We start from the raw sequence: 14142 nt of genomic DNA on the forward strand, positions 1-14142 counted from the left end.
TTCGAAATTTCATCGCTCTCCGGGTTCGACTGGTATGGCCGCATGGCCTTCAAACGTTTTCAAGGACACAAAAATGCCCGGTCGCCTGGGAGGTGAACGCAGCACGGTACAGAATCTCCGTATCGTCAAGATAGATCGAGAGAAGGGAGTGCTCCTAGTCAAGGGAGCGATTCCTGGGCGTCGCGATGGCATGGTGATTGTCCGTCAGGCAAAGAAGCGGAAGTAGGTGTGAGGTGAATATGGAGAAGAAGGTCTACTCCAAGGAGGGCAAAGAGCTGCGGAACATTGTTCTCGAAGACGCTGTGTTTGCCCGAAAGGTTAGTGAGGGATCTATCTGGCATGCCATAAAAAATGAACTGGCGAACGCACGACAAGGTACCGCGAAGTCAAAGAATCGTCACGAGGTGCGTGGCTCATCATGCAAACCTTGGCGCCAGAAGGGGACAGGACGTGCTCGAGCCGGAAGCCGTAGGAGTCCGCTGTGGCGCGGCGGGGGCGTGGTTTTCGGACCTCGGCCTAGAGATTATTCCTATCATCTGCCCAGGAAGATTAAGCGACTTGCCATGAAGAGTCTTTTGAGTCTCAGGGCAGCCGATGATGAATGCTTCAAGGTGCTTGAGGACTTTTCGGTTGAATCGGGCAAGACTAGGGATTTAGTGAGTATTCTGGAGCACTTCCCTACTGGGGGCGGTACGGTTCTTATTCTCGATGAAGATGATGAAATGACTAAGAGAGCGGGCAGGAACATAAAAAATTTGCGCTTTCTCACTTTCAATCGACTACGAGCCCATGATTTGTTCTACGGGAAGAGTATCCTGGTGTTAGAAAGTGCGGCAAAGAAACTTGGTGAATTCTATGGGAGTTAATCGTGGATTCGAATGAAATCATCATTGAGCCCGTTCTTACTGAAAAAGCCAACTTCCAGAGAGAAGGCGAGATTAAAACCTACGTATTCAAGGTGAGCAAAAAGGCTAATAAACTAATGGTGATGCAGGCGGTGGGCGGCTTGTTCAAAGTTCAGCCCACGGATTGTCGAATTATAAACGTTCGGGGTAAGAGGCGAAATAACCGCGCAATCTCACGAACGACGTTTCGACGTGGCCGAGGCCGCACATCGGCATGGAAAAAAGCGATGGTAACACTTCAAAAAGGTCAGACGATTGATGCCTTTGAAGGCGTGTAGCGTGAAGGAGACGAATTATGCCTATTAAAACGTATAATCCCACAACACCCTCACAGCGATCACATCAGGGTTTGGTTAACTCTGAGCTTTCCGAGAATAATCCCGCGAAGAATTTGACGAGGGGAAAATTTTCTCGAGCCGGCCGTGGTGCGGGTGGGCGGATTAGCGTTAGACGACGAGGTGGCGGACATAAGAGGAGATACAGGGTTATCGATTTCAAGAGAGATAAATTCGGGATTCCTGGCAGGGTAGCCTCTGTCGAGTACGATCCAAACCGCAGCGCGAATATCGCGTTGATAAACTATTTGGATGGTGAGAAGAGATATATTCTGTGTCCCAAGGGTTTGGAAGTTGGTGGGACTGTGGAAAGTGGCGAGAATGTTTCTATTGAAACAGGGAATTGTTTGCCTCTTGAGAAAATTCCGGTTGGAAGAACTATTCATGCAGTGGAACTCACCAAAGGTAAAGGCGCTCAATTGATTAGAAGTGCAGGCTGTCGTGCACAAATCCAGGCGAAAGAGGGAGACTACGTTACCCTGAAGCTTTCCTCAGGCGAGATGCGCATGGTTCATAAAACTTGCATTGCCACTGTTGGTGAGGTGGGAAACGACGACCATATGAATATCAAAATTGGAAAGGCGGGAAGAAATCGCTGGTTGGGTAAGCGACCCAAAGTTCGAGGTGTTGTGATGAATCCAGTTGATCATCCACATGGGGGCGGTGAGGGCAGAACATCTGGAGGGCGTCACCCTGTAACGCCCTGGGGTAAACCGACTAAAAGTGGTAAAACACGAATGAAGCATAAGCCGTCTAATAAATTTATCATCAAACGACGTGCGAAATAGGAGTTCTATGTAGAATGTCGAGATCGATAAGGAAGGGGCCGTTTGTGGCCAGGAGTCTCTATAGAAAGGTGATTGAGTTTAACAGAAGTGGTTCGAAGGGACTACTGAAGACTTGGTCGCGTAGTTCAACAATAATACCTGAGATGGTTGGTATCACGATTTCGGTTTACAATGGTAAAACATTCATTCCCGTGTATATTACTGAAAATCTTGTCGGATATAAACTGGGTGAATTTTCGCCTACACGTTTGTTTCGGGGACATGCGGGTTCGGATAAGAAAGGTACGAGACGCTAGGAGACTATTGAATTATGGAAAAGGGTTATCGCGCGGCGGCAAAGAACCTGCCGATATCGCCTATTAAGGTTAGGCCCATAGCCGATCATGTTCGACGAAGGCCTTATGTGGATGCACTCACTCTACTTGATTCACTCCCAAAGAAGGGCGCCAGGTATTTGAGAAAGGTGATTGTCTCTGCAGCTGCCAGCGCGAAGAATCAAAATCCGAATCTCGACGAAAAGAATCTTTATATTGCCGAGCTTCTGGTGGATGGCGGACCAAGCCGCAAAACCCTGTGGCCTCGCGGACACGGTAGAGCGGATAGGCAAATTAAGCGCTCATGCCACATTTCGGTAATGGTTGTCAACAAGGCGGTTGATTGATGGGTCAGAAAGTAAATCCGTATGGTTTCCGACTGGGGATCAATAAGGATTGGAAAGCCAGATGGTATGTAGGGCCGAATGAATATGCAAAAACACTGCATGAAGATTTGCGTTTGCGCAAGGCCTTGCTGGATAGTCCAGATACGAGAAGCGCGGATATTTCCGATATAGAAATAGTCCGTCAGCCGGCGAGAGTTGTGATGACAATTGAAACCTCGCGGCCGGGAGTGATTATCGGGACAAAGGGAGCCAATATCGAAAGGATAACAGCTCGACTTCAGAAACTAACCGACAAGAAAGTTAGTATCAAGATAAAGGAGATAAAGAAACCGGACACGGTTGCCCAGATTGTCGCATACAATATTGCACGACTGCTCAGGAGCAGGTCGGCTTTCCGAAGAACACTGAAAATGGCTGTGCAAAATGCAATGCGCGGCGGCGTTCAAGGGATAAAGGTTAAAATCTCCGGTCGTCTCGGGGGAGCGGATATGAGTCGGGTTCTGGAGATTAAAGATGGTCGAGTGCCTCTGCATACCCTTCGTGCTGACATCGATTTTGGATTTGCCGAATCCATCACTGCCTTCGGTGTTATTGGAGTTAAGGTGTGGATATTTAACGGGGAAGTTCTGGGAGCGGATCAGAAGGATGATGCGGGCAAACTGGTTAGCGGCAGACGAGATGGCAGGGGTAGGCTGAACGATGCTTAGTCCCAAGCGCACTAAATATCGCAAAACCCATCGTGGCAGAGCTATTCCAAACGCTAAACGTGCTCAAAGAGGCAATGAAGTATCCTTTGGAGACTATGGACTGATTTCCATGGAGAACATGCAAATTTCCGCAAGGCAAATTGAAGCCGCCCGTGTTGCAATGACCAGGCATATCAAGCGAGGCGGCAAAGTTTGGATTAGAATCTTCCCGAATATTCCTTATACGAAGAAACCTGCCGAGACACGTATGGGGAAGGGTAAGGGAAGTCCTGAGAAATGGCTTGCGGCAGTGAAGCCGGGTACAGTGATGTTTGAAATAGCCGGCGTAGATGTAAATTTGGCTGAAAGAGCGGTGGAGCTGGCCGGAAGCAAGCTGCCGGTCAAGACTAAATTTGTTGTGCGCCATCATGCGGGATGGGACTGATGAGAGAAAAATTTAACGATTTGACAGTTGATGAGCTTATGGCAAAAAAGATGGAGCTTTCAGGAAAAATGAGGAATCTACGTTTTGAAGCTGTGATGGGTCGTATTGAAAACCCGATGGAAAAGAGAGCTATCCGCAGGCAGATATCTCGATTAAACACAATGATAAGTGAATATAGAAATGGAATTCGAAAGGCTTAGAAAATGGATGTGAAGAAAGCCAATAAACGAACCTTAACGGGTGTCGTGGTGAGCGACAAAATGGACAAGACAGTCACTGTATCTGTTTCCACTCGACAATTACATCGCTTGTATAAAAAGTACATCACACGTTCGAGGAAGTATAAAGCGCACGATGAGAAAAATGACGCACACGAGGGTGATACGGTCCGAATAGTCGAAAGTCGTCCAATTAGCAAGAAAAAGCACTGGCGACTTGACAAGGTTGTCGAGCGATTGAGTTAGGAGAAGCAATGATTCAGATGCAGACATATATGAATGTTGCCGACAACTCCGGCGCCAAGCGCGTTCAGACTATCAAGGTGCTTGGGGGTAGCCGTCGACGTTACGCCAGTATTGGCGACATCGTTTCTGTTACTGTCAAGGATGCTATTCCGAACGCTTCCATTAAGAAAGGTGAAGTTATAAGGGCAGTGGTTGTCCGAATTCATAAAGAGTATCGTCGCAGCGACGGAACCTATATCCGTTTTGACGATAATGCCTGTGTGATAATTGATGGAGCTGGCAATCCCGTTGGTAAGCGGATTTTTGGTCCGGTGGCGCGTGAATTAAGGGATTATAACTACATGAAAATTGTTTCTCTTGCCCCGGAAGTGTTATAGGGAAGGGCGTGAGTAATTGATGAAAACCAAGCTGAAAAAAGGCGATCAAATTCAGATAATAGCTGGCAAGGATAAGGGTAAACAAGGCCGCATCCTGAAGATAGACCGTATGAGTGCTCGACTTATAGCTGAGGGTTTGAACATTGTAAAAAAAACCCAGCGTCCGAAAAGTCAGAATGACAAGGGTGGTATCATAGAATTAGAGGCTCCTATTACGGCCTCTAACGTAATGCTTCTCTGCCGAAAATGCGGTCCCACTCGGATTGCCATGAAACTGGACGCCAACAAAAAAAGCCGTATATGTCGCAAATGTGGAGAGACCCTCTAATGGGCAACGTGAAAAAAACCACCGAGCCGGCTTCTAAACCTGTGAAGACCGCTTCGAGCCGGAAGAGATCGAAATCATCCGGTTCGTCAAAAAGAAGTGTGCCGAGACTGAAGAAACGTTTTGTTGATAAGATATCCAAGGAATTGCTGGAAGAATTTAGTTTCAAGAGCCCTATGCAAATTCCCAGAATGGAAAAAATCGTCGTTTCAGCCGGTGTAGGCGATGCCACTACCAATAAAAAGTTCTTGAATTCGGTTGTTGACGAATTAGGACAAATTACCGGGCAGAAGGCGTTAAGAACGAAAGCTCGGAAATCCATTGCCAATTTCAAAATCAGACTTGGTCAGGAAATAGGCGCCAAAGTAACTCTCCGAGGAAATCGGATGTATGAATTTTTAGATCGCTTGCTGAATATTGCCCTTCCCCGAGTTAAAGATTTTAGAGGTGTCAGCCCAAAGGCCTTTGACGGTTGCGGCAATTACAGTTTGGGGATTGATGAGCAGATTATTTTTCCAGAGATTGACTATGATAAGATTGAAAAAATTAGAGGCCTCAATGTGGCCATAGTTACGACCGCCCAAACCGATGAGCAGGCTCGACGCCTTTTAACCTGGTTTGGGATGCCGTTCAATAAGGAGTAGCCGATGGCCAAAAAGTCTATGATTATCAAAGCTCAGCGAAAACCAAAGTATACGTCTCGGATTGTCAGGAGATGTCGACTCTGTGGACGTCCTCGTGGTTACATGAGGAGATTCGAAATGTGTCGGATTTGCTTTCGTAAACTTGCAAATGAGGGTATGATACCCGGCGTAACTAAGTCGAGCTGGTAGCGGAGGTAGATAATTATGAGTGTTAGCGATCCGGTTGCGGACATGCTTACAATGATCAGAAACAGTGTGTCGGTTAAGAGTGAAAAAGTCGATATTCGACCCTCCAAACTTAAGATGGAAATAATAAAAATTTTGAAAAATGAAGGCTATGTGAAAAATTTCAAAAAAATAACTCAGGGCGAGATGGATATTATTCGGGTTTTCATGAAATACGACGAAAAAGAGCAGCCAACCATTCACGGGATTAAGTCTGTTTCCACTCCGGGTCGCCGTGTTTACTCCGGATATAAGAATATGCCCAGGGTTTTTAACGGCTTGGGAACTGTGATTGTCTCCACCTCTGCCGGGGTGACTACAGGGAAAAAGGCAGTTTTAAGCAAAGTTGGCGGGGAGATAATTTGTACGGTTTGGTGAAGGAGGCTTCATGTCGCGAATAGGGTTTCTGCCAGTAACTGTGCCGGCGGGTGTCATGGTTAGCGTTGAAGGACAAGCGCTCCGTGTCAAGGGCAGCAAGGGGGAGTTGATCCGGAATTTTGAGCCCTTGGTGAATTTTGATATCAAGGAAGGTAAAATTCAGGTTAACAGAACCGAAGAGTCCAAGCAGGCGAAATCGATGCATGGCTTGTATCGGTCCCTGCTTCATAACATGATTAACGGTGTAAGCAAAGGTTTCACCAAGAGTCTGGCAATAAACGGTGTTGGATTTCGAGGTGAAGTCCGTGACGGAATTCTGTTGCTTAATCTGGGATTCTCCAATCAGATTGAATATGAAATACCGGAAGGTATTACCCTAAGTATGGAAGGCAACAACAAGATTATAGTCAGCGGTATAGATAAGGCTTTTGTTGGCCTTGTTGCATCGGAGATTCGAAGGCTCAGACCGCCGGAGCCATACAAGGGTAAGGGCGTTCGTTATGAAAATGAGAGCGTTCGCCGGAAAGTCGGCAAAAGCGGTGTGAAATAAGGATTAGGCATGGACAGGTTGAGCAATAAACGGCATAAACACATTCGGCGCAAACTTCGAATTAGAAAGAAACTGACAGGCACTGCGACTCGCCCGCGGCTAAGCGTATATAAAAGCCACAGAAATGTAAGTATACAGGCTATTGATGACTCTACAGGCAGTACTCTCACATCCGTTTCCACCTTGGAAAAGGAATTTTCAGGTGTGGGAAAATCGGTAGAGGGAGCCAGAATAGTTGGAAAGAAAGTGGGTGAACGACTCAAGGCAGAGAAAATAGAAATGGTGATTTTCGATCGAAATGGCTACAATTATCATGGCATCGTAAAGGCCATTGCTGAAGGCGCTCGCGAGGCGGGCTTGGTTTTTTAGAGAGTGGATATGGCAACACGGGAAGAAGCGGAAGAAAAGAAGTTTGTTGAGAAATTGATTCGGCTGAATAGGGTATCCAAGGCGGTGAAGGGTGGTCGGAAGATGTCTTTCAGTGCCCTCATGGTTGTGGGAGACGGGAAAGGCAGAGTTGGTTATGGGTTTGGCAAAGCCAATGATGTAACTGAGGCAATTCGCAAGAGTGTCGAGAAAGCGAAGGGCAGCATCATGGCAGTTCCGATTAAAAAGAACACTCTGCCGCATGAAATTATTGGCGAGTATAAAAGCGCCTCGGTATTGCTGAAACCTGCCGCACCTGGAACCGGTATAATCGCCGGCGGTCCTGTAAGAGCGATAATGGAAGCCGTGGGCGTACGCGATGTTTTATCCAAAAGCTTGGGATCGAAGAATACGATGAATATCGTAAAAGGTGTATTCAATGGCCTCAAAAATTTGATGCCCGCCAAGAAAATAGCAAGCGGAAGGAAAAAGAGTATCATGGATATGTGGGGTTGACGATGCAAAAAAATCCCAGAATTCGGTTAACTTTGATACGGAGTAAGATTGGCAAAAAACCTAATCAGAGAGCCACGCTTAAGGCGCTTGGACTGGGGAAATTGAACTCGGAAGTGGAAGTTGATTCGAGCGCCGCCATTCGCGGCATGATGAAAACAGTTTCCCATCTACTTAAGGTTGAGGAAGATGTATGAGAGTAGTTCGGGCGCCTAAGGGTGCAAATATAAGGAGGAGGATTGTGGGACGAGGCCGATCTTCTGGTTTTGGTAAAACTTCCGGCCGCGGGCATAAGGGTCAAAAAGCTCGTTCCGGTGGAGGGACTAGACTCGGATTTGAAGGTGGTCAGATGCCTTTGTACAGGAGGGTTGCATCCAGGGGTTTCTCTAATCATCCCTTTAAGACTCAATATGTTGTAATCAATGTATCCTCATTAGAGCGTGTCTATGGCGATGGTGAGACAGTGAATCTTGATACGCTTCACCAAAAGGGCTTGGTGAAGAGAAGTGAAACTCTGGTTAAGATTCTGGGAGATGGTGAAATAAAGAAAAAACTGGAAGTTGCTATTGATGCGGTTTCGGTCTCCGCCAGGATGAAAATTGAAAAGGTTGGAGGCAAGGTGTCAAAACCTGATGGGGCTGCGATTAAAGTGGATCTACAGTAGGACTGAGATGGCGAACAATCCCATAGCTGGTATATTTAGAATCCGTGATCTTCGCAACAGGGTGTTGTTCACTTTGGGCATCCTGGTTATTCATAGAATTGGCTCTGTTGTACCTATCCCGGGAATAGATATGGGTGAGCTGAGCAAGTATTTGGCCAGCAGCGGCACAGATGGTCGAGGGATTGTTGACTATCTTGATTTCTTTTCCGGCGGTGCTTTCAGCAATTTCTCGTTATTTATGCTGGGAGTGATGCCCTACATCACCACAAGCATCATTATGCAGGTTTCAATGCTGGTTTTTCCTGCTCTCAAGAGAATTGCTGAGGAAGAAGGTGGACGCAAAAAAATTCAGCGTTACACCCGCTATGCTACAGTTTTTGTCTGTCTTCTCCAGGGAGTGGCTCTGCTTCGTTTACCGCTTAATTACAATGTTGTGGTTTCGGGAATTGCCGATTGGCAGTTTATGATTATCGGCATGCTAACCACTACGGCTGGCACAATATTTCTCATGTGGCTGGGCGAACAAATCAATGTCAAAGGTGTGGGGAATGGTATTTCATTGCTCATTTTTACCGGTATTGTCGCGAGAATGCCCAATGCTTTTATGGTGATGATTCGTGAAATCAGAGCGCAGAATCTGAACCCTGTTTTCGTTATCCTCACCATAGTTATGTTCGTGATAGTAGTAATACTTGTTGTCTATGAACAGCAGGGGCTTAGGAAAATACCTGTAAATTATGCAGGCCGCATCGTGGGTCGCAAGCAGTATAGGGCTCAGGGTTCCTACATCCCGTTTAAGATTAATCCATCGGGGGTTATCCCGGTAATCTTTGCCTCATCAATCCTTACTATTCCAATTCAGCTATCTACCAGTTTCGCTTTTGGGAACAGCGAGTTTTGGGGCAAAGTGGTGACGGCGTTGAATACCAATGGACCTATATATCTGACGTTATATACGCTGTTGATCATTTTTTTCGCGTATTTTTATACGCAGGTATCATTGAATCCTATGGAGATTTCCAAGCAAATCAGGGAGAATGGTGGCTCAATTCCAGGAATTCGCAGTGAGAACATGGAGTTGTATTTGACGCGCATTTTGAATCGAATTGTATTGCCCGGTTCACTATTTTTGTCGATGATTGCCTTGATTCCGTCGCTCTTGATTATCGCGATTCCTGGATTTCCGCAGCAGATGGCGTATATTATGGGTGGCACTTCATTGCTGATTATGGTAGGGGTTGATTTGGATACGATGAGTCAAATAGAAGGACATCTTAAGATGCATCATCACGATGGACTTACTAAGGGCGGCAAACTTCGCTCTCGAAATCTATAGTGGTTGAGGAGATATGCGGTGAAAGTTAGAGCAAGTATCAAACCAATGTGTGAGAAGTGCAAGGTAGTGCGCAGGCGTGGTGTAGTGCGTATAATCTGTGAGAACCCCAAACATAAACAACGACAGAAATAGGAGATTGTGATGACGAGAATTGCGGGTGTCGACCTGCCTAACAAGCATGCAGATATCGCCCTCACCTATATATTCGGCATTGGGCGAGCCTCGGCTCAAAAGATATGTGAGAAGACCGACATTGATCTGACAATGAAAATCAACGAACTCACAACCGAGAAGATAAACAGTTTAAGAAAGGTTATTGAAAATGATTTCAAGATTGAAGGTCGCCTGCGATCTGAGACTGCTCTGAATATGAAGAGATTGATGGATATCGGCTGCTATCGTGGTTTGCGGAATCGAAAAGGACTTCCTTCGAGGGGGCAGCGTACAAGAACCAATGCTAAAACCAAGAAGGGAAAATCCAAGACAGTTGCAAAAAAGAAGAAATAGCAGTGGATGATTATAGCGAGATTGAGCTTGGCGGAATTCCAGAACCACTGTTGAAAAAGACTGGATGGAGGGAGTAGAGTCTATGGCAAAGAGGAAAGAAAAGAAGACTGTCACTGAGGGGAACATCTATATACAGGCCACTTTTAACAATACTATCGTTACGGTTACAGATATGAATGGTAACGCGCTATCGTGGTGCAGTGCCGGTTCGTTGGGTTTTCGCGGTGCGAAAAAATCAACGCCCTATGCGGCGCAGACTACAGCTGAAATGGCCACGAATCGTGCAAAGGATTACGGACTTCAGATGGTTAATGTCTATGTGAAAGGGCCGGGAGTTGGCCGCGAAACCGCGATTCGTTCACTTGGCAATCTTGGATTCAAGGTGAAAACCATTAAGGATATCACGCCGATTCCGCATAACGGTTGTCGGCCCAGAAAAAGTAGGCGCGTTTAGAGATTTTTCGGGAAGAATTAGAACAAACCAGGATTAGACGATGCAAGCGGGATGTGGGAGGTGACTCGGCGGCTCTTGCCTTCTTACCCGCGCGTGTGGCCTGCTTTTTTGAGCGCAACGCATCTCATAGGAAACTTGTGTAAGGAGTATATATGGCTAGGAAAAACCTTTTAAAGGGTTTTAAGAAACCGAAGGGAATCACTGTCGAACACGGTGAAAGCACTCGGAACTTCGGTAGATTTGTGGCCTATCCCTTTGAGCGCGGATATGGAGCAACCATTGGAAATACTTTGCGCCGTATCCTCCTTTCTTCAGTGCAAGGCTGTGCTGTTTCGGCGGTAAGGATTATCACTTACAATGATGAAGGCAGTGCGCATGTTATTACAAGCGAATTTGAAGCCATTCCACATGTCATTGAAGACACACCGGTTATCATCAGCAATTTGAAATCGCTTCGTCTCAAGCTTCCAGAAGATATAGAAGAGCAGATTGTTCACTTGGCGTGGCGGGGTACGGGTACTATTTCCGGGGCAGATCTAGAGAAGAGTGGAATTGTGGTGGCTAACAAGGATATGCCGATATGCACGGTGATGGATAAGGGAAACTTGGATTTTGAGATTCAAATCAATCTTGGAAGAGGATATGTGCCTGCCGAATTAAACGAGAAGTACATCGAGCATATTGGGACAATTTCGGTTGATTCGATTTTTAGTCCTATCACTAAGGTGAAATATCTAGTGGAAAACACCAGAGTGGGACAGCGTACAGACTATGATAAACTGAATTTAGAGATTTGGACAGATGGCACAATTGCGCCGGAAGACGCGTTAGCCGAAGCAGCCAAAATTGCGAAGGATCATTTCACTATCTTTATCAACTTTGATGAAGATGAAGTAATTGGTGAGGAAGAGGTAGACGAAGAAGAGGAAAGAATCCGCGCATTATTGACTACCTCTGTTGAAGAATTGGAGCTTTCAGTGCGTTCGAGTAATTGTCTTAAGAATGCGAATATCAGGACAATTGGTGATTTAACAAAGCGCACAGAAGACGATATCACAAAGACTAGGAATTTTGGAAAGAAATCTCTTTTAGAAATTAAGGAGAAGCTGTCCGAATGGAATCTAAGTCTCGGCATGACCGATTATAACGTGCTGAAGAGTTCGATAAAACTGGGAAAGAACAATGCAGCTTCGGGGGCGGAGGCCGAAGCCCATTCGAACGATAGCGATTTCAATGCCGTCCATGAGGAACAGTTGAAATGAAAAATTTTAAGAGCTTCAACAAGCTAAGTCGAAAGTCCAGTCATCGCAAGGCACTTCACAGAAATATGGTTACTTCCATTATAAAGCATGAGAGAATTAAGACTACTTCAGCAAAGGCGAAAGAAGTCCGTCGAACCGTCGAGAAACTCGTTACCCGGGCGAAAACGGACTCTGTTCATAATCGGCGAGTAGCTGCAAAGTCCTTGTATGAAAAAAGTGTTTTGAATAAGCTTTTCGTGGAAGTTGGGCCCAGGTTTATGGGAAGACCAGGTGGATATACTCGGATAATGAAAACGGGCTATCGATCTGGAGACACCGCTGAAATGGTAATACTTGAGTTTCTTCCGAGTGAAGAAGAGGCAACAGGCAGTAGAAATAGTAGGAAGAAAAGCTAGCAAGTAAGTTCTACCGCTGTAGATGCCGGAAGAGACTGCGAGAAGAGGAAACCGCGCAAGGTTTTGCTTATCCCTGTCGTGAGAAGATGTGTGAACTGAAGGGGGAGGTAAGAGATTGGTGAGTATCCTGTCGACCAGTGAATACGGAGAAAGCGTGTGACAGACAGCCAATAAAAAAAACGATGTATTGTAAAAGCTTAGGTTGCAAAGTGTTTTATCCGAACATCTGGTGTGAGCTTGTAACCACGGGCAGTTACCGGTGCCGCGGGTCTAATCAATATATTTCGACTTGATAGGGGTGGCTTGTTAGTTGCGAGATGTAGAGGTGCCTGTTTTTGCCGAAACTAGCCCGCTAGTGCTACGTTGTTCGTGTTGGCAGCATGTTTATGCTGTTGATGGGATCATGGAGGATTGCCTCGGTTAAAATGGGAACATTGCAAAAAATCATACTCACTATAGTTATTGCTGTGCTCGTAACCGGCGGTTTTGGCCTTATTGCCTACACGGGACTTTTTCGTCTATTGGAGATTGATTTCTTTAGCTCACGGGTGGAATCGGATCAGAGAATCAGGTTGAAGGATATTTCTGACATCATAGTTTTGTGGAATCAGGAAAATTTGTCTCGATTTGACAGTTTGTCAAGGGATAGAAACATGCAATCGGTTTTCTCGATTTCGCAGCGTCAAGAGGAAATACTTTACCGCGCACAGCTCTCCGACTCTTTGAAAGATCAATTACTTGGGTTCGAGGGTATCCGGGTTGTTGACAATGTCGGTAGAATCCAATTTTCCTCGTTTGCGGGCGATGTCAGCAGTCGGCAGTTTGGAGATGATTCAAGGATACTTTACAGGAACTGGAGCGAGACTGATGAATCATTCGAACTTCCAATCGCAGATGAAAATTCTGTTTCTGTCACATACTATGACGAAGCAAAGCAGCAGATAAGATATCGGTTGCCGATTCAGGACTGGGGTTTTGTAACACGGGGTTGGATGATTGTATATATGGGTTTGAGTGGGTTGTCTGATAGTCTTGCGCGGGATGGATTAATTGCGCAAGGGGCGAACTCATACGTCGTAGAGGACAGAGGGATTATTGCGGATATCCGACCGGAGCAGGTTGCCGCAGTAAAAGAAGAGATTGACATTCTATGGCCCATTGATGGTGTTCCGTCTGATTTCTCAGTGCTGGCAAAAGGACCTGATGAGAAATACTGGTTGGCGGGAACTATTTCCAGCGATGGCACGTGGGTAGGAAAGCTGATACCGGGTCATCTTTTTAGTTTTTCCACTGCAGTTCGAATGCTTGTTTTCGCAACTGTTTTTCTAACTTCGGCATTGCTGGTATTTCTGTTTCTCAACCTCCGTCAAGACAAGACGGAGGTGCTGCGGGGGCGAATCAAAAAACTGCAGGTAAACCTGCTGCGGAGTTGGTTGGAGCATAACGAAAAAAAGAAGCTATCGCTTAAGGATTTTGAAGCCCGGCGAGATGAAGTTAGAACTGAACTGCGGAGCGGTTTAGGGAGGCTTAAGAAAGACGAATCCGCGAAGGTGGATGAGATAATTGATGAGGGCTGGACCCGGATTGCTGAGATTCTGGCCGAAAAAGAATCCGATGTCAAAACAGCTTCCATAAGTTCGAATACCGTGGTGAAACAAGAATCGATTGACATGAAATTACTTGAAAATATGATAGCACGCGCGGTATCGGCGGCGCAAATTGCAACGGCACAGATTCAGCATGTGCAGTCGCCACCTCAAACCAGAGAAGGAGAACTTATCAAAACGGAAAAGGTTTCCGAACTAGCGGAAGAGCTTGCTGTAGAGGAGCAGTCGGAGGCAGCCGACGAGACAACCCTCGAG

The 14142-nt window shown here is 46.1% G+C and carries 26 protein-coding genes and 1 pseudogene; all 27 read left to right on the plus strand.

The genetic code is table 11. The annotated features are described in order from the left end of the window. A pseudogene (rplC, locus tag S1OALGB6SA_RS10390) lies at window positions 1-226 on the plus strand (50S ribosomal protein L3); the annotation flags it as partial. Between the two features lie 13 nt (window positions 227-239). Next, window positions 240-866: a 50S ribosomal protein L4 gene (rplD, locus tag S1OALGB6SA_RS08950; protein ID WP_124033241.1), complete on the plus strand. Its 627-nt coding sequence runs from the start codon at window positions 240-242 to the stop codon at window positions 864-866. Window positions 867-868: 2 nt separating this feature from the next. Next, the gene (gene rplW / locus S1OALGB6SA_RS08955; RefSeq protein ID WP_124033242.1) at window positions 869-1183 is read left to right on the plus strand and encodes a 50S ribosomal protein L23; all 315 of its coding nucleotides are present in this window, start codon (window positions 869-871) and stop codon (window positions 1181-1183) included. Between the two features lie 17 nt (window positions 1184-1200). Further along, entirely contained in the window at window positions 1201-2028 is an 828-nt protein-coding gene (gene rplB, locus S1OALGB6SA_RS08960; protein WP_124033243.1) for a 50S ribosomal protein L2, read from the plus strand. 14 nt (window positions 2029-2042) lie between these two features. Further along, window positions 2043-2324, plus strand: a complete 282-nt coding sequence (gene rpsS, locus S1OALGB6SA_RS08965) for a 30S ribosomal protein S19 (RefSeq protein WP_124033244.1) — start codon at window positions 2043-2045, stop codon at window positions 2322-2324. Between the two features lie 14 nt (window positions 2325-2338). Then, complete coding sequence (gene rplV / locus S1OALGB6SA_RS08970) at window positions 2339-2689, plus strand: 50S ribosomal protein L22 (RefSeq protein WP_124033245.1); 351 nt, start codon at window positions 2339-2341, stop codon at window positions 2687-2689. After that, window positions 2689-3396, plus strand: a complete 708-nt coding sequence (gene rpsC, locus S1OALGB6SA_RS08975; protein WP_124033246.1) for a 30S ribosomal protein S3 — start codon at window positions 2689-2691, stop codon at window positions 3394-3396. Before rplV ends, rpsC begins: the two co-directional genes overlap by 1 nt. Further along, window positions 3389-3820 (plus strand): 50S ribosomal protein L16, encoded by a 432-nt coding sequence (gene rplP / locus S1OALGB6SA_RS08980; protein ID WP_124033247.1) that lies wholly within the window; start codon window positions 3389-3391, stop codon window positions 3818-3820. Before rpsC ends, rplP begins: the two co-directional genes overlap by 8 nt. Next, window positions 3820-4020 carry a 50S ribosomal protein L29 gene (gene rpmC / locus S1OALGB6SA_RS08985; RefSeq protein WP_124033248.1) on the plus strand — a complete coding sequence of 67 codons (201 nt, stop codon included), beginning with the start codon at window positions 3820-3822 and terminating at the stop codon, window positions 4018-4020. Before rplP ends, rpmC begins: the two co-directional genes overlap by 1 nt. A gap of 9 nt (window positions 4021-4029) precedes the next feature. Then, window positions 4030-4284 carry a 30S ribosomal protein S17 gene (rpsQ, locus tag S1OALGB6SA_RS08990; RefSeq protein WP_195910399.1) on the plus strand — a complete coding sequence of 85 codons (255 nt, stop codon included), beginning with the start codon at window positions 4030-4032 and terminating at the stop codon, window positions 4282-4284. Between the two features lie 8 nt (window positions 4285-4292). Beyond that, complete coding sequence (rplN, locus tag S1OALGB6SA_RS08995; protein WP_124033250.1) at window positions 4293-4661, plus strand: 50S ribosomal protein L14; 369 nt, start codon at window positions 4293-4295, stop codon at window positions 4659-4661. A gap of 19 nt (window positions 4662-4680) precedes the next feature. Then, the gene (gene rplX / locus S1OALGB6SA_RS09000) at window positions 4681-4989 is read left to right on the plus strand and encodes a 50S ribosomal protein L24 (protein ID WP_124033251.1); all 309 of its coding nucleotides are present in this window, start codon (window positions 4681-4683) and stop codon (window positions 4987-4989) included. Beyond that, window positions 4989-5630, plus strand: a complete 642-nt coding sequence (rplE, locus tag S1OALGB6SA_RS09005; RefSeq protein ID WP_195910398.1) for a 50S ribosomal protein L5 — start codon at window positions 4989-4991, stop codon at window positions 5628-5630. Before rplX ends, rplE begins: the two co-directional genes overlap by 1 nt. 3 nt (window positions 5631-5633) lie before the next feature. Continuing rightward, window positions 5634-5819 carry a type Z 30S ribosomal protein S14 gene (locus tag S1OALGB6SA_RS09010; protein WP_124033253.1) on the plus strand — a complete coding sequence of 62 codons (186 nt, stop codon included), beginning with the start codon at window positions 5634-5636 and terminating at the stop codon, window positions 5817-5819. 15 nt (window positions 5820-5834) lie between these two features. Then, a complete protein-coding gene (rpsH, locus tag S1OALGB6SA_RS09015) occupies window positions 5835-6233 on the plus strand; it encodes a 30S ribosomal protein S8 (RefSeq protein WP_124033254.1) in 399 nt (132 codons plus the stop codon). 10 nt (window positions 6234-6243) lie between these two features. Continuing rightward, entirely contained in the window at window positions 6244-6783 is a 540-nt protein-coding gene (rplF, locus tag S1OALGB6SA_RS09020) for a 50S ribosomal protein L6 (RefSeq protein ID WP_124033255.1), read from the plus strand. A 9-nt stretch (window positions 6784-6792) separates the two neighbouring features. Then, window positions 6793-7152, plus strand: coding sequence for a 50S ribosomal protein L18 (gene rplR / locus S1OALGB6SA_RS09025; RefSeq protein WP_124033256.1), 360 nt, complete (start codon window positions 6793-6795; stop codon window positions 7150-7152). Window positions 7153-7161: 9 nt separating this feature from the next. Beyond that, window positions 7162-7665 carry a 30S ribosomal protein S5 gene (rpsE, locus tag S1OALGB6SA_RS09030; RefSeq protein WP_124033257.1) on the plus strand — a complete coding sequence of 168 codons (504 nt, stop codon included), beginning with the start codon at window positions 7162-7164 and terminating at the stop codon, window positions 7663-7665. A 2-nt stretch (window positions 7666-7667) separates the two neighbouring features. Next, the gene (gene rpmD, locus S1OALGB6SA_RS09035) at window positions 7668-7859 is read left to right on the plus strand and encodes a 50S ribosomal protein L30 (RefSeq protein ID WP_124033265.1); all 192 of its coding nucleotides are present in this window, start codon (window positions 7668-7670) and stop codon (window positions 7857-7859) included. Next, the gene (gene rplO / locus S1OALGB6SA_RS09040; RefSeq protein WP_124033258.1) at window positions 7856-8326 is read left to right on the plus strand and encodes a 50S ribosomal protein L15; all 471 of its coding nucleotides are present in this window, start codon (window positions 7856-7858) and stop codon (window positions 8324-8326) included. Before rpmD ends, rplO begins: the two co-directional genes overlap by 4 nt. Window positions 8327-8333: 7 nt before the next feature. Next, window positions 8334-9662: a preprotein translocase subunit SecY gene (gene secY / locus S1OALGB6SA_RS09045; RefSeq protein WP_124033259.1), complete on the plus strand. Its 1329-nt coding sequence runs from the start codon at window positions 8334-8336 to the stop codon at window positions 9660-9662. A gap of 18 nt (window positions 9663-9680) precedes the next feature. Beyond that, on the plus strand, window positions 9681-9794 hold the full coding sequence (gene rpmJ, locus S1OALGB6SA_RS09050; RefSeq protein WP_124033260.1) for a 50S ribosomal protein L36: 114 nt from the start codon (window positions 9681-9683) through the stop codon (window positions 9792-9794). 9 nt (window positions 9795-9803) lie between these two features. Then, window positions 9804-10169 (plus strand): 30S ribosomal protein S13, encoded by a 366-nt coding sequence (gene rpsM / locus S1OALGB6SA_RS09055; RefSeq protein ID WP_124033261.1) that lies wholly within the window; start codon window positions 9804-9806, stop codon window positions 10167-10169. Window positions 10170-10233: 64 nt separating this feature from the next. Beyond that, window positions 10234-10623 carry a 30S ribosomal protein S11 gene (rpsK, locus tag S1OALGB6SA_RS09060; RefSeq protein ID WP_503465893.1) on the plus strand — a complete coding sequence of 130 codons (390 nt, stop codon included), beginning with the start codon at window positions 10234-10236 and terminating at the stop codon, window positions 10621-10623. 152 nt (window positions 10624-10775) lie between these two features. Beyond that, complete coding sequence (locus S1OALGB6SA_RS09065; protein WP_124033263.1) at window positions 10776-11885, plus strand: DNA-directed RNA polymerase subunit alpha; 1110 nt, start codon at window positions 10776-10778, stop codon at window positions 11883-11885. Continuing rightward, a complete protein-coding gene (gene rplQ, locus S1OALGB6SA_RS09070) occupies window positions 11882-12280 on the plus strand; it encodes a 50S ribosomal protein L17 (protein WP_124033264.1) in 399 nt (132 codons plus the stop codon). The genes S1OALGB6SA_RS09065 and rplQ overlap by 4 nt, the downstream gene beginning before the upstream one ends. A gap of 425 nt (window positions 12281-12705) precedes the next feature. Then, on the plus strand, window positions 12706-14142 hold a 1437-nt coding region (locus S1OALGB6SA_RS09075; protein ID WP_148084065.1), incomplete at its 3' end, for a hypothetical protein.

The organism is Olavius algarvensis spirochete endosymbiont, from assembly GCA_900608495.1.
In the GTDB taxonomy this organism is placed as follows: Bacteria; Spirochaetota; Spirochaetia; order DSM-2461; family DSM-2461; genus UBA2779.